The following is an 18660-nucleotide window of genomic DNA, read 5'->3' as shown; positions in this document are numbered from 1 at the left end:
CTCGTCCGGCGGGCGGTATGTGGTGTCCGCAGGCCGTCCGGCCTGACCCTTCGGCCACGCGCGGCGGTCATCCCTAGTAATCTCCCCCGAGTGCCCGCTCTCGTCCTCATCGGCGCCCAGTGGGGCGACGAGGGAAAAGGAAAGGCGACCGACCTGCTGGGCGGCGCCGTCGACTACGTCGTCCGCTACCAGGGCGGCAACAACGCCGGCCACACGGTGGTCATCGGGGAGGACAGCTACGCGCTGCACCTGATCCCCAGCGGCATCCTGCGTGCCGACTGCATCCCGGTGATCGGCAACGGGGTTGTCATCGACCCCGGTGTCCTGCTCACCGAGATGGACGGTCTGGCCGCCCGCGGGATCGACGTCTCCCGCCTGCTGATCAGCGCCAACGCGCACCTGATCATGCCGCACCACCGGGCGCTGGACCGGGTGATCGAGCGCTACCTCGGCAAGGCCCGCATCGGCACCACCGGTCGCGGCATCGGTCCGACCTACGGCGACAAGGTCGCCCGCACCGGCATCCGTGTGCAGGACCTGCTCGACCCCGGCATCTTCCGCAAGAAGCTCGAGCTCGTGCTCCGGGAGAAGAACCAGGTCCTCGCCAAGGTCTACAACCGGCGGAAGATCGAACTCGACGAGGTGTGCGACGAGTACGCCGGCTATGCCGAACGCCTCGGCCCGCACATCGCCGACACCGGCCTCATCCTGGACACCGCCCTGCGGGCCGGCAAGGTCGTCCTGTTGGAAGGCTCGCAGGGCACCCTGCTGGACGTCGACCACGGCACCTACCCGTTCGTCACCTCGTCCAACCCGACCGCCGGCTACGCCGCCACCGGCGCCGGCATCGGCCCGACGAAGATCAACCGGGTGATCGGCATCATCAAGGCCTACACCACCCGGGTGGGCTCCGGCCCGTTCCCCACCGAGCTCGACGACAAGGTCGGCGAGGAGCTGCGCCGCATCGGCGGCGAGTTCGGCGTGACCACCGGCCGCGCCCGGCGCACCGGCTGGTTCGACGCGGTGATCGCCCGCTATGCGGTCCGGGTCAACGGCCTGACCGACCTGTTCCTCACCAAGCTGGACGTGCTCTCCGGGTTCGACCGGGTGCCGATCTGCGTCGGCTACGACATCGGCGGCACCCGCGTCGACGAGATGCCGATGACCCAGACGGACTTCCACCACGCCAGGCCGATCTACACCGAACTGCCCGGCTGGCACGAGGACCTGTCCGCCGTACGCAGCTACGCCGACCTCCCCGCTGCCGCCAAGGACTACATCCGCGCCCTCGAGGACTTCTCTGGCGCCCCCGTGTCCGCCATCGGCGTCGGCCCCGGCCGCGACCAGACCCTCGTCATCAACAACCTGGTCTGACACCGAACGCCCACCCCGTCCCCACCCCGACTCGACTCGACGCCGTCACCTCACCCGACAGGTCACCCGACAGGTCACCCGACAGGTCACCCCGTCCACGCTCCGCACTTGCATAACGCAGAGTTACCGATGACGCTGGAGTAGTCACGGAGGGCGATGGCGAGGTGGGGTGGGGACGGTGACCACAATCGGATCGCGGTCGTCCGGCGATGATCGCTCCGTGCCCGGCCAGGCGCCTCCGGTGCCGTCCACGGCGCTCGCCCCCGCGGTGCGGCGCCGCTATCTGCACCCCGCGGACCCGGCCGACTCCGATGCCTGGCCGGTCGGCTTCTCCCCCACCGGCGAGGCGTTGCCGGAGACCCTGACCGACGTCCTGCTCCGCGGCAGCCACGCCATCCGCAGCTCGAAGCGGGCGGAGGCCCAGCGCCTCGAACGCGCGGCGGCCGTCGCACACCACGTCGACGCCCAGATCCGCGACTTTCTGGACTTCTGCGCCGCCGAACACCTCGTCCCCCCCGTAACCGTCCGTGCCTACGGCACCCGACCGCGCCGCCGGGCCGCCCGGCACCACGCCCGCGCCCGTTCCGATGCCACACTCGGTGCCGGCCTCGGCGCCGGCGTCGACTTCGGTGCCGGCGCGGGAGCTGATGCCGACATCGCTGCCGTTGCGGGGGCCGGCCTCGATCCCCGGCGCCGACTGGACCCCCGGCACGACATCGACTCCGTACGCCACCCCGACGACCCGCACCGCCTGGACAGCCCCCGCCACCTCGATCCCCTGCACCACCTCGAGGACCCGCACCGCCTCGACGATCTGCACCGCCCCGACGATCCCCGCCGTTTCGAGGACCCGCACCGCTTCGACGAACTGCGCCGCCCCGACGAACTGCACCGCCCCGACGATCCGCGGCGCCGGCGCCGTCCGCGTCGGCGGGAGCGGCTGCAGGCCTGGCCGCTGCTCTACTGGCGATGCGAGTCGTTCCCTGCCGCGGGCCGTTCCCTGCACCTGTTCGTCGAGCCGGACGGTCGCACCTTCGAAGGCCGCGACGATCCGGCCCCGCTGACGGTGCTGGGACGGGAGGTCCGGGTCTGGCCCGTGGACGCCGCCGCCATCGTCGCCGGCATGGCCGAGGTCGACGCCCGACGTTGCGCACTCCAACTGGTGCACGGCATGTCCCACCTGCTGTGGCGTTCCGGGGTCGGCCTGTAACGCCTTCGGCGTCGGACCGCCCCAACCACCAACCTCGCCGGCCCGTCCACGATCGGACGAGGTCCGGACGGTGATCACAACGACTCCGGACCACGCGAACCGAGCCACAACACCAAGTCAGCGACCATGATCCCGGGGATGCCCCCACCACCCATGGGCGCAGTCTGATCCGGTCCCGGCGCCGGCTCGAACCGGCCTTGACGCGCTGCGATCAGGCCTCGGAGTGGCCCGAACCCAGCCACAACGCCAAGCTGACGACCATGGCCTCGGGATGCCGAAGGTTGTTCCGGATTCAGGCCCCGGATCCCTGAACTACCCCCGGCATGGCCCCGAACTGCCCTCGGCAGGATGCGATCAGACCCCCCCACGAGGCAGACGGCATGAACGAGGCAGACAAGGCGGACGGGGCAGACGAGGCAGACGGCGGACGAGGCAGACGGGACGGGATTCGGGGCTGGAAGCGAGCAAGTTCGCACGGCGGCCAGGATGATCAGCTGCCACGCTAGGGTGGCAGGGTGACTCGACCCGGCTGGCTCGCATGTCGGTGTTCGGGTGCCGGAGACCGCAGTGCCGGAGACCGCAGTGCCGGAGACCGCAGTGCCGGAGACCGCAGTGCCGGAGACCGCAGTGCCGGAAGCCGGCGGGCCGGGGTGGCGCCCGTGGGCCGGTGCCGGCGGTCCGCCGTCGACGAGGGGAGCGTATGAAGGTTCTGGTCGTCGGTTCGGGTGGACGCGAGCACGCGTTGTGCCGGGCGCTGGCGCGTGATCCACGGGTGGATGCGCTGGTCTGCGCACCGGGTAACGCCGGTACGACGGAGCTTGCCGAGCCGCGGTCGCTGGACGTCGCCGATCCGGACGCGCTCGCCGCGCTCGCCGAGCAGGTGGGTGCGGACCTGACGGTGATCGGGCCGGAGGTGCCGTTGGTCGCCGGGGCGGCGGACGAGGTGCGGGCCCGGGGGCTGACCGTGTTCGGGCCGAGTGCGGCAGCGGCGCGGCTGGAGGGCAGCAAGGCGTTCGCGAAGCAGGTGATGCGCGCCGCCGGGGTGCCGACCGCCGCCGCCCGCGACCACACCGAGGTCGAGCCCGCGCTCGCGGATCTGGATGCGTTCGGCCCGCCGTACGTCGTCAAGTACGACGGTCTGGCCGCGGGTAAGGGCGTCACCGTCACCGAGGATCGCGACGCGGCCGTCGCCGCCGTCCGGGCGAGTCTGCGCGGGCCGGACGACCGGGTCGTCCTCGAGGAGTACCTGGACGGGCCGGAGGTGTCGCTGTTCGCGATCGTCACCGAGTCGGGGGCGATCCTGCCGTTGCTCCCCGCCCAGGATCACAAGCGGGTCGGGGACAGGGACACGGGGCCCAACACCGGCGGGATGGGTGCGTACACACCGTTGCCGTGGGCGTCGCACGGGCTGTCCACCGAGATCGTCCAGACGGTGATCCGGCCGACAGTCGACGAGATGGCCCGGCGCGGCACCCCGTTCAGCGGGCTGCTGTATGCGGGGCTGGCGCTGACCACAAGAGGGCTGCGGGTGGTGGAGTTCAACGTCCGGTTCGGCGACCCCGAGACGCAGGCGGTCCTCGCGCTGCTCGCGACCCCGCTGACCGACGTGCTGACCGGACGGGCGACGCCGCGGTTCCGTTCGGGCGCCGCGATCACCGTCGTCGTCGCCGCCAAGGGTTACCCGCAGTCACCGCAGTTGGGTGATCCGATCCGGGGCCTGGCCGCGGCCGGTGCCCTCACCGGTGTGGACGTCCTGCATGCCGGCACTCGGCGGGACGAGCACGGTCAGGTGGTGTCGGCGGGGGGGCGCGTGCTGTCCGTCACGGCGATCGGCTCGAACCTGGAATCCGCGCGAGGATCTGCCTACGAGGCGGTCAGCCGGATCTCGCTGGCCGGCGCCCACTACCGCACCGACATCGGGGATCCGTCCCGGATGCGCCACTCCACCGACGGTGGACGCCGTCCGGGCGGCGCCTCCGACGGATGACGGGCGGGCAGCCCGACGGATGACGGGCGGGCACCGCGTCCCGCCGGCGAGGATGATCGCCGGCGAAGATGATCGCCGGCGAGCGAACGTACGGCGACCGGGAACGACAGGGATAAGGAGCAGAGCGTGTCGCAGAGCAGCAGCGCGCCGGGGCAGGCACGGGTGGCCATCGTCTTCGGGTCGCCGTCGGACGCCCAGACGATGAGCAAGGCCGGGGCCACCCTGGAGCGGTTCGGCGTGGTCTACGAAGAGGTGTCGATCTCGGCGCACCGGGCGCCGCGCACCCTGGCCGACTACGTGGGCCAGCTGCGCAGCCGCGGGATCTCGGTGGTGATCGCCGGGGCGGGGCTGGCCGCCGCGCTGCCCGGCGCGGTCGCGTCGATCACGACGCTGCCGGTCATCGGCGTGCCGATCTCCGGCGGAGCGCTGGACGGGATGGACTCGCTGCTGGCGATCGCGCAGATGCCGCCGGGCGTGCCGGTCGCGACCGTGGGGCTGAACAACTCGACGAACGCGGCGATCCTGGCCACCCAGATCCTGGCGCTGAACGACCCGGACCTGAGCCTGAAGCTCGCCGAGTTCAAGGACGACTTCGAGCGCAACGCCGCCGAGGGCCTGGCCGCGCTCGCCGCCACCGCGGATGCCGGCGCCAGCACCGCCGTCGGCGCCGGTCAGTGATCGGCCGCTACACCCTGCCCGAGATGGGCCGGGTCTGGTCGGAGGCGCACAAGTACGAGCTGTGGTGTCAGGTGGAGGTGCTGGTCAGCGAGGCGCACGCCGCCGCCGGCCGGATCCCCGCCGACTCGGTCGAGCCGGTCCGGGCGGCCCCCGCGCCGACGCCCGAGGCGGTCGCCGAGATCGAAGCCGTCACCCAGCACGATGTGATCGCCTTCCTGTCCGCCTGGGCGGACAACACCGAGCCACGCTCGGCCGCCGCCTACGTCCACTTCGGGATGACGTCGTCGGACCTGCTCGACACCGCGCTCGCCCTGCAGCTCGTCGAGGCCACCGACCTCCTGCTGGCGAAGGCGGACGTCCTGGTCGCCGCCCTGCGTGATCTTGGCCTTGCACACCGGGACACGCTGCGGGTCGGACGCACCCACGGCATCCACGGCGAACCGACCGTGTTCGGCCACCGGGTCGCCGACCTCGCGTTCGGCCTGGCCCGCTGCCGCGACCGGCTGCGCACCGCCCGCACGGAGGTAGGCCTCGCAAAGATCTCCGGTGCGGTGGGGACGTACTCCAACATCGAGCCGGACGTCGAGAGCTACGTCGCCGAGAAGCTCGGCCTGCGCCCCACCCCGGTCGCGACCCAGGTGGTGCTGCGCGACGGCATCGCCAACTGGGTGGCCGCGCTCGCGGGGCTTGCCACCGTGTGTGAGGCGATCGCGCTGGAGGTCCGCCACGGCCAGCGCACCGAGGTCCGGGAACTGTCCGAGCCGTTCGGCTCCGGGCAGAAGGGTTCCTCGGCGATGCCGCACAAGAAGAACCCGATCATGTCGGAGCGCATCGCCGGCCTTGCCCGGATCGTCCGCGCCCAGTACGTCCCGGTGCTCGAGGGTGTGCCACTGTGGCACGAGCGGGACATCTCCCACTCGTCCACCGAGCGGGTGGCGCTGCCGGACGCGTCCGCCGGCGTCGACTACCTGCTGCACCTGACCACCCGCCTGGTCCGCGGCCTGGTCGTCGACACCGCCCGGATGCGGGCGAACCTGGACGCCACCGGCGGCCTGGTCTACACCTCGGCGGTGCTGCTCGAACTGGTCGAGACGGGCCTGTCCCGCGAGGACGCCTACGCCATCACCCAGGCCGCGGCCATGGAGACCTGGCAGACCGGCGTCCCGTTCCGCGACACCCTGCGCAAACAGGCCGCCGAACGCAACCTCCCCCTGGACGAGCCCCGCCTGGACGAGGTCAGCCGCCCCGAGCGCTACACCGAACGCCTCACCCCCGTCTTCGACGCCCTCGCCGCGCTCACCTGACCGGGGAAGCCGCACCGTGATCAGCCGGTTCAGGCCGGACGGGCCGCGCCACGTCTGAGGGATCCGTATCTTCCTCGGTCGGACGCTCCCGCCCGGCAGGCAGGCGCACCCGAAACCGCTCTCAGCCCGCCCCACCAGCGAGCCAGGGCGGGGACGCCATACCTGGTACCTGCCGGACAACACCGATCTCCAGTCCGCCGGCCGGGGCCGGAGATTTTTGGACGCGGCCGATGTAGCATGCAGCACAATTGGCGGCTATCGGACGAGCGAGGGGGCGAGTATGCCGGCGGCACGCGTGGCCGATATTCCTCCGCTCAGTTCCAGGGAAGACTACTTCGACTGGTTCGATGGGATGTCCACCGACCTTCCCGTCGAGCACCGTGACCGCGAGACCCCCGGCGGCCTCCAGAAGAGCTACCTCCTGGAGAATGTCGGATCGTCGCCGGGGACCGACGGCTTCATCCACCTACTCGGCCGGAGCGGCCTGACGGCCGAGCCGGTGGGGGACAGCACCGAACTTTTTCGGATTATCAGTGAAAACGGATCCGGAACCGCCCTCGTCGAGCGGCTCGACCACCGTTTTTTTGCGCTGTACACGCTGCTGCGGAGCGAGGCTTCCGACTCCCTCGTCAACCGAGCCGTCAATAGGAATCCAGCACTCGACCACATCTGGCTGTCAACGGATTCGTTCAAGGCCCTCTGGGCGCACGTACGCGCCACAAACAGCGGGCGCAGGTATGGCCGGATAACCTTCGAGCACGAATCCCTGTTTGATTCCGAGGGCGATGGCAACGGGGACGACGAGGGGCGAACCTCTCGGTTTACGATGATCGACCGCCTGCAGGTGATCGATCAGAGCATGTCGCCGCTGCAGGCTACATATGCGCCACTCGGCTCGATCACTCACCTGAGAATTCCCGCCCTCGGCGGCGGCGGGCACGACCTCTATTTTGATGGCAAGGTGACGAACAGGAGTCATTCCTTCCTCGGCCACCGAAGCGCCCTGCTGCACGTCACCGACATGTACTCACAGCTCACAAAGGACCTCGAACGGCTGCTGTGGGTCACCGCCAGAGAAGAGAATTCAAAACTCACCCTCGACGGATCAGTCGCGGAGTTCATGTTCAGCGCCCCGCTACTCGAGAGCACTTTCCGCCGGTGGGTTACAAGTCTCTTCAGTACATCCAGAAATCGCTTTCATGTCACCGGTTTTCCGACCTGGCTCGGCACCCGAAAGGTGCAGGCGAGCGCGATCGACCAGAATCTCTGGCAGCCTTTCCTTCTGGAGATCACGCCAGAGCGCCTGGTTGCCGTCCTGCCCGAAGGTACCTGCGGCAACCTGATCAACAGGCTGCTTTCGAGTGTCCAGCGACATGTCGATCCCAACGTCCGTGCATATGTGGCGGGACGCGACTACTCCTCCCTGATCCCGAAGGATGGCACCCGGACCGTTGCCTGAAACCCACCTGACACGAGATCCCGTCTTCCAGCTCAACACCTGCATCTGGTTGGTAAAACGGCCAGCCGGGGGCACCCCAGGTCGCCGGGCACCGTATGCAGAGGCCGGATTCGCGCTTCGTTCCATCGGTGCTCGACTCGGCGTGGCCGAACCCATCAGGAAGAGCTTCGTCACCTTCGGACTCAAACCAGATCCACCAGAACCCGATGTGCTCCTGAACCATCCGCGGTCCAGTATCCATCTCGTACTGGAGTGCAAGGCAGGCAGCTTCTCACCGATGAGCTCGACCGCCGAACAGGGCCGCAAACTGCTCGCCGCATGCTCTGACCCGAACGCTGCGCTTGGCGGAGCACAACACGCATACGTCATCTACGTCATCCCGGCCGAGGATGTGGAGCTTCAGACCGCAACGCTGCTGCATCTCACCGCCGAGCTAAACGGACACGGCCTGTCGCCAGCCGAAAGCGGCACCATCGGCCTCTCCATCACGCCCGACGGGCTCTGGGCAGAGCTCAGCCTCATCAAAAAGACTGCACGAACCGAGATTCTCGACCTGTGTACAGCCGTGCAGGTGACCGAGGGAAGCAAGGACGGGGCCCGGCCACTCTACATAATTCCCTTCGATCCAGCAGCCGCGGCTAACCAGTCCCCAGCCGAGCTCGCTTACTGCAAGCGCCTCCTCAGTGAGCGCCTGTGCACATATTCCATGGGGGAGATCGGGCGAGCCGACGTCCCCGACAATGTCCACATCACCGGCGACGACGCCGTCCGATCGGCGACATTCAACACGTCCGTGAGATGGCGAGCTCGGGAACTCGTCAAGCTGCGAGAGCAGGCGGTCACCGAGATCTACACGATCCTCGACAAGGGCGATCTCCGTGGCAGAGTCAGACGAAGCCGTGAGTATCTTGAACTCAACCTCGCCGACCAGGACCAGCAGCGATACGCGCTTTCCCTCCTGGCGCGGGCCCCGATCGACACCATGGCCGACCGCCTGCTCCCGGCCCAGCTGACCCTGGACGAGGCCGACAACTCATGGAACCAGCCATAGTCCGGCCGGGGCACCTCGTCGGCCCGATCGTGGTCGTCGGAGTGGTGAACGTACAGCAGTCGATTCCAGTGGACAGCTTCCCAGTCAGCTAGACCGCAGCGCGGTACACGCCGACCGCGCTGCGACTTGAGGCGGCCGGGGTTGGCAGCAACGTCGCACGAGGCCTGGCGGCGCTGGGTAGTGGTGTGCGGCTTGCAACGTTCCTCGGGGCAGACAATGCAGGTCGGCTGGCCAGGGAAACCCTGATCCGTGCGGGGCTCACCGGTCCGGGGATTCTGACTGCGGATGCCATCGCGCAGTCGGCGGTGCTCGTCGACCCGGACGGGCGCCGGCAGATCATCACCGATCTCAAGGACCTGCCCGAGCGCCACTATCCGATCTCCGTGTTCGAGCAGCTGGTGGACGGGGCGACGCTGGCGTCGATCTCCACGATCGGGTTCGCCCGTGGCCTGCTGCCCGTCGCCGCCGCCGCGCGGGTTCCGATCGCCGTGGACCTGCAGGCGACCAGCGGCCTGCAGGACAGCTACCTCACGGACTGGATCGACCACGCGTCGATCGTGTTCTGCTCGGCGGAGAACCTCACGGTGGACCCGGCCGTGTTCGCCCGGGAGGTGCTGACGCATGGCCGGGCCCGGATTGTCGTGGTCGGCCTGGGCGCCGCGGGCTGCCTGCTGGCCCTCCCGGATCGCGAACCCCGCGTCATCGCCACCCGGGCGCCGTTCGGCGTGGTGGACACCACCGGCGCCGGTGACGCCCTGTTCGCAGGTTTCCTGCACGCCTGGCTGCGCACCCAGGACCCGGACCGGGCCCTCGCCACCGCGGTGCTCGCCGCCGGCTGGACGGTCGGTTTCCCCGGCACCAGCCGCCACCCCACCACCGCCGACCTCGTCGCCGTCGACCCTCAGGGCTGAAGGTGGATGGGGTTGGTCCAGGCGCGGCCGCCGGCGGCGTCCTCGACGGTGACCCGGCAGTGGCCGTCGCCGAACATCGCGACCGGGAGTGCGCCTTCCGTCAGCTCTTTTCCCGCCAGCACCTGCTTGCCCGGGACGCCGCCGGTCAGCAGGATCTTGCGCACCGGTGAACACCGGACGGTGAGCATGCCATCGCGCAGCTCGACATCGTGCAGTTCGGGGCCGGTGCTCGCGTAGTAGTGGCCGGCCTTGAGGGCGGCCAGGAGCTCGTCCGGGTCGAGGGAGACGGCGCGGACGTGCACCCAACCGGCGCAGGCCGGCGGATCCCGCGGCTGGAAATGCGCGTCGTCGGCGGCATAGGCACCCAGCCGATGCCCGCGGCCCAGCAGGATGTCAGTGAGATGCCAGCTGTCGCCCCGGTTCTCCAGCGCCGCCAGCGCGTTGAACACCTCGACGGCGTGAGCCGAGTCGAGGCTTTCGGCGTCCGCCACCGTGAGCAGGGACGCCGCCGGATGCGCCATACCGATGAACGCTCCCGCGGCCCGCGCCCGGCGAGCCAGTGCCGGGCCGGTCTCCTCGGGGTCGGGCGGCGGGAAGCCCAGCGGCAGGCCGACCGCGATGATGTGCCACTCGTCGGAGAACTCCGTGCGCGGTGCGTGCAGCTCGGCACCGATCAGAGTGGTGAATCCGTCGGTGCGCAGGTCACGGGTGTCGACCACCGGAAAGCCGAACCTGGCCCGGAAATGATCGGTGATCGCCAGGAAGTCGTAACCGGCCTCCCGGTAGTGCCGCGCCGTCTCGGCGGGCGACAGCGCCCCGTCGGACCGGTCCGTATGCGTATGCAGATTTCCCCGCCAGAACCGTCCAGGCCTACCGAACGGAAGGCCGGTCCCTGGCTGGTCCGGCGCCGCGTCAGCGAGCCCGTCATCCACTCGTCGAAGCGTAGTCGATCAACTCCGGTCGGACATGGCCTACGTAGGATCGGCCGGGGTCCAGCCGAGAGCCGGGGCGACGGTGGCGGCCAGGTCGGTGATCAGGCGGATGTTCTGGTCGAGGCCGAAGGCCGGCGGCAGGAACAGCACCAGTTCGTCGGCGACCGAGATGCCCGGGTCGGCGAGCACCGCGGCGGTCACCGCCTCCGGATCTCCGTGGTAGACCGGGCTCGCCGCGAACCCGGGCGGCAGTTCGGCGAGCCTGACCGGCGGCAGGGCGCCCTGCGGCCGGGACGCGGCCGGCCCGTAGGTACGTCGCTCCAGGTCGTAGGCGGCATAGGTCTCGCGCAGCTCGCCGGTCGGCCCGGGCAGCACGGACGCGGACACCGCGACCGGCGGCGGCGGGGTGCCGTGGGTGGCCGTCCAGGCGGCCCGGTACTCGCCGATCAGCCGGGCCTGGTACGCACCGAAGGTCTCCCCCTCGGCCAGGCCGCGCAGGATGGTCCCGGTGATCAGCCGCAGCCCGAGCCGGGCCGCGTTCACCGCCGAGTCGATGTGACCGGAGCCGTACCAGATGCGTTCGCGCAGGCCCGGGCTGTGCGGGGTCACCCGCAGCTCGGTACCGGCCGGGGGACCGGGCGGCCGGTGCTCGGTGACGGTGTGCAGCACCTCACCGGAGATGCCGGCCAGGAACCGGCGCAGTCGCCGCTGACCCTCGGTCCGGGCATCCGTGTCGACGGCGCCGAAGACGTCGTCCCAGGCGTCGGAACCACTGGAGAAGGCCAGCTGGAGCCGGCCGCCGGTGAGCAGATCGGTGGTGCCGGCCGCCTCGGCCAGCAGGATCGGCTCCTGGTAGCGCATCGGAATGACCGCGCTGCCGAAGGTGATCCGACTGGTGTGCTGCCCGGCGGCGGCGAAGAACGGCAGCGGCGAGGACAGGTAGTTGTCGAAGTGCCGCTGGTAGGCCCAGCCGGACTGGTAACCGAGCTCCTCGGCCGCTTTGAACAGCTCGATGCCGTCGCGCAGGCCGCGTCCCGCCGCACCGGCGTTGAAGGAGACCCGGGTGTTGAACCCGAGCCGCGTCGTCGGCCGGGCCGCCTGCGCGCCGGCGGCCCCCGAACTGGTCAGTGTCGTCATCCGGTGTCCTTCGATCGTGTCGATCCTGCGGGCGGCGCGGCGATCGGACGGAAAATCCCGCGCATTCGAGGGGCCCGAAACCGGGCGTTCCGACCTGAACAGGCGGAGTCGGAAGTGCTGCAGAGTCGGATGTGCTGCAGAGTCGGATGTGCTGCAGAGTCGGATGTGCCGGGGCGTCGGATGTGCTGTGGGTCGGAAGCATGGAGTGTCAATCGGGAGATGACCGATGACGGGGTGGCCCGGCGGCCCGGTCACTGGTGGGTCAGCGACAGCAGGCCGTGCCGCGGCGCATGAAATCGACCACCCGCCGCTGGACCAGGCGCCACCCCGGCGCCTGCAGGATCCCGGTCGAGAGCGCGGCAGGCCGGCGGGGAACGCCCGCCAGGGTGCCGACAGCAACCTCAACCATGTTCGTCAACGTAGTTGTGAATATTCCTGGCCGTCCAGCAACAGTTCGCGATCGATGTAATCGCGAACACTTATCACCCAGGACTCCGGGCTGCCGGGTCACCGGCGACAGGAGCCGGTTGGTTGATCATCTCTGGAGACGGTCCGGCCTCGGTGGCGGGCCGTCAGAACTGCCGAGCAGCAGCGACAGCACACCGAGGATCGTGGCACCGCTGACGACCTCCCGGCGTTCGATCATCCCGCGGAGCTCGGCGAGTGGGATCCACTCGAGGCGGTCGGATTCGTTGCGTTCAGTGGGTGCACCGACCTGGACACAGCCGTCCGCCCGGAAAAGAAAATGGCGGGCGTTGGTGATTCCGCCGGCAGGCTCCGCATAGATCAGTGGGCTGATTGCCCCGGGCCGCCAGCCGGTCTCCTCCTCGAGTTCCCGCGCCCCGGCGGCCTGCGGATCCTCACCATCCTCGACCAGCCCCATCGGGAGTTCCCACCCCCAGCTGTCCGTGGCGATCCGGTGCCGCCACATCATCAGCACCCGATCCGCGTCGTCCACGGCCGCGACCACCGCCAGGTCCCGCAGCTGCACCACGTGATATTCACCGGCCGTGCCGTCAGGCCGTTCGACGTCCAGAAACCACACGCCGAGCCACGGCGTGGCGAAGGCGAGGCGCCGCCCCGTCACCTTCCAGCGCACAGCCCTGTCTTCCTGCTCGGGCGGCCCCGTCCGCGCGACGTCGGATCCCTGTCCCAATGCCCGCCCATGGCGACGTCAGGCCCTTCTCGCGTTGCCCCGCCCGCGCGAGACGCCTCGCCTTTCATCGGCGGTGTCAACGGGAGCCTCCGTTCTCGCCATAGGCATCCCGGGTGACTGCGCGGAGTGCATCGGCGAGCTCGGCACGCAGGGCGTCGCGCGCCGGGCCGGCGGCGTACCGCGCATCGCGACGTACATCGCCGTACAGATGCACGGGCCCCACCCGGAAACGCTCCTCCTCCCAGGCATACCGGGCGCGCACGTGGCCGTGCAGATGTGGCCAGAGGTTTCCGAGAACCTCGTAGTTGATCCGCAGAAAACCTGGATTGTTGGCCGCACAGACTCGACCGATGGCCTCCCCGGGCAGCGAGAGATCCAGCAGGAAAGCGGAACGCTCTGCATACGGAAGATCGTTCAGATGATCAACGTCGTCCGCATGTACCAGTACGCAGTATCCGGGAAGATGCTGGGTGTCTCCCAGGACCGCCCACCCGGTACGCAGCCGGAACAGGGCATTCGGTTCCTCGCCCCGCCGCAGCATGGCCAGCCACTCGCCGCTCACGGTCCGCATGCCCTCCACTCCTGATCCGAACAGTCCTCCGGATCACCCCTGCCCTTCGATCATCGCAGCGGAGTCGGTCGGACGTCCCAGATTCACGCCGGACACGAGCATCAACCGCCGGGTTGTCAAGACCCCGAAAACGACCTCACATGACAGTCGGTAAGGATGTCGCACCCATCCGATAGTGTTGAGCTTTTCGGTGGCGAAGCAACGGCACGCCGAAGACCGAGGGGCGTGCACGCACTGGCAGATCCATCCCGCCAGCGGAATCACGATCCGTTTTCGAGTCTTACCGGTGGCGTGTTTCGACCCTCAATCATGACACGTCCGTCACGCCACCAACATTTCCGTACACATTTTGTGACCTACATCCACAGGGCGATAGCCAGACAGCGTAACGCACCGTTATTAGCTGCCAATTGGTGACACTTAGCTGGGTAAGTTTTCCGGCAGAGACTATCGACCCTTTTGCGGTCACCGTATGTGAGATGACACCTGTTGTGGTCACCCGTCGTGAGCCCTGAGAAATTCTCAGTGGATCGCGATCTCGAGAAGGACGAGCACCAGCCCAAGCAGGGTGCTGCCGGAGGTGTAGCGAACCAGCCTCCGCCCGGTCAGACCCGCCGCCTGGCCAGCCCGCAGACCCCACAGGGTCAGCAGCACGACGCAGGTCCACAGCGCGGCGTCCTGCGCGTCGTCCACCGACGCCCCGGCCAGCCGCACCAGCACCATCACCGCGAGCGGGAGGATCGAGGCCCGCGCCAGCGGCCAGTTCTCCACCATGGCCGACTCGGCCAGTCGCAGTCCCCGCCGCGGCGACCCCATCGCGCCCCCGGGCCCGAGCGGCCGGGCGACCGCATGCGCATAACCGTGGGCCAGCCAGAACACCGCCACCGTGACCAGGACATCAGCGACGATCTCCCCGAGCGGATCGGTCTTCGGATCCTGTGCGGCGATCAGCCCCGAGGTCAACACCGTCCCGTAGATCCCGTGCTCAGGTCGCCCCGCACTGGCCAGCCAAGCGCGCCAGGTTCCCACGCTGCTCCGTTCCCACTCGTCCCGTCCCGGCAGCCGCCACTGCCCGGCTGCCCTCACCATCGACCATGATCTGCCGATCGCCACGGATGCCGAAGCCATCGGCCCGTGATTCGCCGGACGCGGCGGAACCGAACCCACAGCAGGTGGGGATGGGTACGGTCAGGACATGCCGCTGACACATGAGGAGTTCGCCGGGCTCACGCATCTGGGTTCCGGCAAGGTGCGGGAGCTGTTCGCCGTCGGGGACGACGCCGTGCTCCTGGTCGCCAGCGACCGGATCTCGGCGTTCGACGTGGTCCTGCCCACCGAGATCCCGGACAAGGGCGCCGTGCTGACCGGCCTGTCGCTGTGGTGGTTCGACCAGCTCGCCGACCTCGTCCCGTCCCACGTCATCAGTGCCAACGTGGACGAGTACCCCGCCGAGCTCGCGCCGTACGCCGAGCAGCTGCGCGGCCGGTCCATGCTGTGCCGTCGTCTGGACATGGTGCTGATCGAGTGCGTCGCCCGCGGCTACCTCACCGGCAGCGGTCTGAAGGACTACAACCGCACCGGCGCGGTCAGCGGCCACCCGCTGCCCGCGGGCCTGGTCGACGGCAGCAAGCTGCCCACGACGATCTACACCCCGTCGACGAAGGCACCGATCGGCCAGCACGACGAGAACATCAGCCGGGACGACGCCGCCGGCCGCGTCGGCGCCGAGCTCGCCGCGGAGCTCGAGCGGCTCACCCTGCAGATCTTCGGCCGGGCCAGCGATCTGGCCGCCGAGCGCGGCATCCTGCTCGCCGACACCAAGTTCGAGTTCGGCCACGACGCCGAGGGCACCCTGCGCCTCGCCGACGAGGTGCTCACCCCCGACTCGTCCCGGTTCTGGCCGGAGGACACCTGGGCGCCGGGCAGCTCACAGCCGTCGTTCGACAAGCAGTTCATCCGGGACTACCTGATCAGCACCGGCTGGGACAAGACCGAGCCCGGCCCGCAGCTGCCGGACGACGTCGTCGAGGCGACCCGCGCCCGGTACGTCGAGGCCTACGAGCGCCTCACCGGCATCTCGTTCAAGGACTACCTCGCCGGGGTCTGACCAGGACAGCGCCTGACCAGGAGAGTCGGGCCGGCAAGAACGAGCACGCCCACCGGGGTGGGGACAGCCCCACCCCGGTACGGCGGAAGGCCACAGCCCACCAGCGGCGGACGACCGGAGCAGGCATTCGGTAGCTCACCGCAGTGACCTTGAACGATCCGAACGAGATCGTCGTTCCATGCGAACGAGGCCCCAGACATCAGCCCATCTCCCAGGTCAGGCGACCGAACCAGCGCAGCCGACCGGCTCGGGGCAGCGGGACAGCCCGCCCCGGCGGCCGAACCACCTCGCCGCGCGAGCGGCGCGCTGGAGTGTGCGCCACCGGAAACTGGCCGTCGGCGGCTGGCTGGTGGGAGTCGTCCTCACGATCTTCCTCGGCAGCCTGATCGGCACCCACACCCTCACCGATGCCGACGAGGGTCTCGGCGAGTCGGGTCGGGCCGAAAAGACCCTGGTCGCCCACGGCTGGGTCGACACGGACAGCGAGAACGTCCTCATCCAGCGGGCGACCCCGGCGGCGGACCGGCAGGCGCTGCTCGCCGACCCGCAGATCCGCGCGGCGCTCGCCGACACCGTCACCCGCATCCAGGCCACCGGGGTGGCCCTCGAACTGCGCACCCCGGTGGCGGCACCCGGGGTGCCGGGGGCGCGCACCGATCCGGGGCTGGTCTCCCACGACCTGCGTTCGGTGCTGGTGGCCTTCGAGCTCAGGCCGGACGCGAAGGTCGATCCAACCCTGGCCGCGGTCGCCGCGGTGCACGCGGCGCATCCCGGGGTGTCCGTCGAGCAGTTCGGTGACGCCAGCTCCGACAAGGCACTCAGCGCCACCGTCGGCAAGGACTTCAAGCACGCCGAACTGCTCGCGATCCCGCTGACGCTCGGCATTCTGCTCGCCGTGTTCGGCGCGGTCGTCGCCGCGCTGATCCCCATGGCGCTGGCCCTGACCTCGTTCGTGGCCGCGATCGGCCTGGTCGCGTTCGCCAGCCGGGCGTTCCCCACCGACGAGACCGCCACCTCGGTGATGCTGCTGATCGGTCTCGCTGTCGGCGTCGACTACGCCCTGTTCTACATCCGCCGGGAACGCGAGGAACGCGCCGCCGGGCACAGCCCCGAGCGCGCGCTGGAGATCGCCGCCGACACGTCCGGGCACGCCGTGCTCGTCTCCGGCCTGACCGTGGCCGTGTCGATGGCCGGCCTGCTGCTGACCGGCATCTCGGTGTTCACCGGCGTCGCCGTCGGCACGATCATCGTCGTGCTGGTGGCCGTGCTCGGCTCGCTGACCGTCCTGCCGGCCGTGCTGTCCCTGCTCGGCGACCGGGTCGAACTGCTGCGTCTGCCCTGGCGCCGCCGCCGCGCGACCGTCGCCCGCCACGGCGCGCTCCCCCACCACGGTGCGCCCCCTCGCCATGGTGCGACCGCCTACCAGGCCGAGCTGGCGAGGCCGGGTGTGCTGGGACGGCTGCTGCGCCACCCGAAGCGGCTCGCGGCGATCACCGGAGGCCTGCTGCTCCTGCTCGCCCTGCCCGCCCTTGGGATGCACACCGCCGAGCCCGGCGTGGACGACATCCCCCGCAAGCTTCCGATCATGAAGACGTACGAGCGGTTGTCGGCGGCCTTCCCCGGCGGCCAGGTCGCGGCGTCCGTGGTCGTCTCCAGCACCGACGGTTCCGTCCTGACCACCCCGGCGGCACAGCGCACACTCGAGGATCTGCACCGACGGGCGATCGCCACCGGCGTGATGTTCGAGCCGGTGCACGTCGTCTACACCGCCGACCACCAGGTCGCCAAGATCTCGATCCCGGTCGCGGGCAGCGGCACCGACGGCGCATCGGTGCGGGCCCTGCACGAGCTGCGCTCCACCGTGATCCCGGCGACGATCGGGGCGTCGGCGACCGCTCACCTGCACGCCGATGTCGCCGGGACCACCGCCGGCTCCGTCGACTTCAACGACCGCCTGCACACCCGCACGCCGCTGATCATCGGTTTCGTGCTGGTGCTCGCGTTCGTCCTGCTGCTGGCCGCGTTTCGCAGCGCGCTGGTCGCCGCCATCGCCGTCGGTCTGAACCTGCTCTCCGTCGGCGCCGCCTACGGCCTGCTCGCCGCCGTCTTCCAGCACCACTGGGCCGACGGGCTGCTCGGCTACACCTCCACCGGGGCGATCACCATCTGGTTGCCCCTGATGCTCTTCGTGATCCTGTTCGGCCTGTCCATGGACTACCAGGTCTTCGTGCTCAGCCGGGTGCGTGAGGCCCGTACGGCCGGCCTGTCCATGCGGGACGCGGTGACCGTCGGCATGCGTCGCAGCGCCGGGGTGGTGACCAGCGCCGCCGTCATCATGGTCGCGGTCTTCTCGATCTTCGCGACGCTCTCCCAGGTCAGCATGAAGCAGCTCGGCGTCGGACTCGGCGCCGCCATCCTGCTCGACGCCACTGTCATCCGGGTGCTGCTCATGCCGGCCGTGCTCACCCTGCTCGAGAACCGCGTGTGGCGCGACCACCCCGACCTGCCCGGCGATCAGCCCGCACCGGCGCGCCACAGCGCCGCCAATGATCCGGTGATCGACCGTCCGGGCGGCACGCGGCAGCCGAACTACCCCGTTCCGCACTGGTCGATGCCGCCCACCTGACCAGCGGCTGACCATCAGCTGACCAGCGGCGCCACGTCCCGGCCGTGGGCCCCCGCCCCCCCCCCCCCCCCCCGGGCCCCCCGACGCGGACATCGTGCGGCCCGCCAGGGAGAGCGGCCACCTCGCCTTCGGCCATGGCATCCACCACTGCCTCGGC

16 protein-coding genes are annotated in these 18660 nt (G+C 69.8%); 10 read left to right on the top strand and 6 right to left on the bottom strand.

Annotated elements, in window-relative coordinates:
• Positions 1 to 90 precede the first annotated feature (90 nt).
• From ND747_RS09725 to ND747_RS09690, 8 genes are all read left to right on the top strand, one after another.
• Entirely contained in the window at positions 91 to 1374 is a 1284-nt protein-coding gene (locus ND747_RS09725; protein ID WP_251733168.1) for an adenylosuccinate synthase, read from the top strand.
• A gap of 178 nt (positions 1375 to 1552) precedes the next feature.
• A complete protein-coding gene (locus tag ND747_RS09720) occupies positions 1553 to 2584 on the top strand; it encodes a hypothetical protein (protein WP_251733167.1) in 1032 nt (343 codons plus the stop codon).
• A gap of 700 nt (positions 2585 to 3284) precedes the next feature.
• On the top strand, positions 3285 to 4571 hold the full coding sequence (purD, locus tag ND747_RS09715) for a phosphoribosylamine--glycine ligase (RefSeq protein ID WP_251733166.1): 1287 nt from the start codon (positions 3285 to 3287) through the stop codon (positions 4569 to 4571).
• 126 nt (positions 4572 to 4697) lie between these two features.
• On the top strand, positions 4698 to 5249 hold the full coding sequence (gene purE, locus ND747_RS09710) for a 5-(carboxyamino)imidazole ribonucleotide mutase (protein ID WP_251733165.1): 552 nt from the start codon (positions 4698 to 4700) through the stop codon (positions 5247 to 5249).
• Positions 5246 to 6553 (top strand): adenylosuccinate lyase, encoded by a 1308-nt coding sequence (purB, locus tag ND747_RS09705; protein ID WP_251733164.1) that lies wholly within the window; start codon positions 5246 to 5248, stop codon positions 6551 to 6553. The genes purE and purB overlap by 4 nt, the downstream gene beginning before the upstream one ends.
• A gap of 280 nt (positions 6554 to 6833) precedes the next feature.
• A complete protein-coding gene (locus ND747_RS09700) occupies positions 6834 to 8012 on the top strand; it encodes a hypothetical protein (protein WP_251733163.1) in 1179 nt (392 codons plus the stop codon).
• Between the two features lie 142 nt (positions 8013 to 8154).
• Positions 8155 to 9063, top strand: a complete 909-nt coding sequence (locus tag ND747_RS09695) for a hypothetical protein (protein ID WP_251733162.1) — start codon at positions 8155 to 8157, stop codon at positions 9061 to 9063.
• Positions 9064 to 9182: 119 nt separating this feature from the next.
• Entirely contained in the window at positions 9183 to 9974 is a 792-nt protein-coding gene (locus ND747_RS09690) for a carbohydrate kinase family protein (protein ID WP_285900272.1), read from the top strand.
• Here ND747_RS09690 and ND747_RS09685 read toward each other — a convergent pair.
• The 6 genes from ND747_RS09685 to ND747_RS09660 all read right to left on the bottom strand — a co-directional run bounded on the left by ND747_RS09685 (position 9965) and on the right by ND747_RS09660 (position 14859).
• Positions 9965 to 10906 (bottom strand): CehA/McbA family metallohydrolase, encoded by a 942-nt coding sequence (locus tag ND747_RS09685; protein ID WP_251733161.1) that lies wholly within the window; start codon positions 10904 to 10906, stop codon positions 9965 to 9967. The genes ND747_RS09690 and ND747_RS09685 overlap by 10 nt on opposite strands.
• Before the next feature lie 39 nt (positions 10907 to 10945).
• A complete protein-coding gene (locus ND747_RS09680; protein ID WP_251733160.1) occupies positions 10946 to 12043 on the bottom strand; it encodes an LLM class flavin-dependent oxidoreductase in 1098 nt (365 codons plus the stop codon).
• Positions 12044 to 12305: 262 nt separating this feature from the next.
• Positions 12306 to 12452, bottom strand: a complete 147-nt coding sequence (locus ND747_RS09675) for a hypothetical protein (RefSeq protein WP_251733159.1) — start codon at positions 12450 to 12452, stop codon at positions 12306 to 12308.
• Positions 12453 to 12578: 126 nt separating this feature from the next.
• Positions 12579 to 13142, bottom strand: coding sequence for an NUDIX hydrolase (locus tag ND747_RS09670; protein WP_251733158.1), 564 nt, complete (start codon positions 13140 to 13142; stop codon positions 12579 to 12581).
• Between the two features lie 133 nt (positions 13143 to 13275).
• Positions 13276 to 13770: an HIT family protein gene (locus ND747_RS09665; RefSeq protein WP_251733157.1), complete on the bottom strand. Its 495-nt coding sequence runs from the start codon at positions 13768 to 13770 to the stop codon at positions 13276 to 13278.
• Positions 13771 to 14292: 522 nt separating this feature from the next.
• Positions 14293 to 14859, bottom strand: coding sequence for a hypothetical protein (locus ND747_RS09660; RefSeq protein ID WP_251733156.1), 567 nt, complete (start codon positions 14857 to 14859; stop codon positions 14293 to 14295).
• 106 nt (positions 14860 to 14965) lie between these two features.
• On the opposite strand from ND747_RS09660, the gene ND747_RS09655 reads away from it, so the two are divergent.
• Together ND747_RS09655 and ND747_RS09650 are read left to right on the top strand one after the other, a co-directional pair.
• On the top strand, positions 14966 to 15877 hold the full coding sequence (locus ND747_RS09655; RefSeq protein ID WP_251733155.1) for a phosphoribosylaminoimidazolesuccinocarboxamide synthase: 912 nt from the start codon (positions 14966 to 14968) through the stop codon (positions 15875 to 15877).
• 178 nt (positions 15878 to 16055) lie between these two features.
• Entirely contained in the window at positions 16056 to 18503 is a 2448-nt protein-coding gene (locus tag ND747_RS09650) for an MMPL family transporter (RefSeq protein ID WP_251733154.1), read from the top strand.
• Positions 18504 to 18660: the final 157 nt, after the last annotated feature.

The sequence above is a fragment of the Frankia sp. R82 genome (genome assembly GCF_023716925.1).
Classification (GTDB): domain Bacteria; phylum Actinomycetota; class Actinomycetes; order Frankiales; family Frankiaceae; genus Frankia.
The sequence above is the reverse complement of the archived record's forward strand: the minus strand, read 5'-3'. Positions and strand labels throughout refer to the sequence as shown.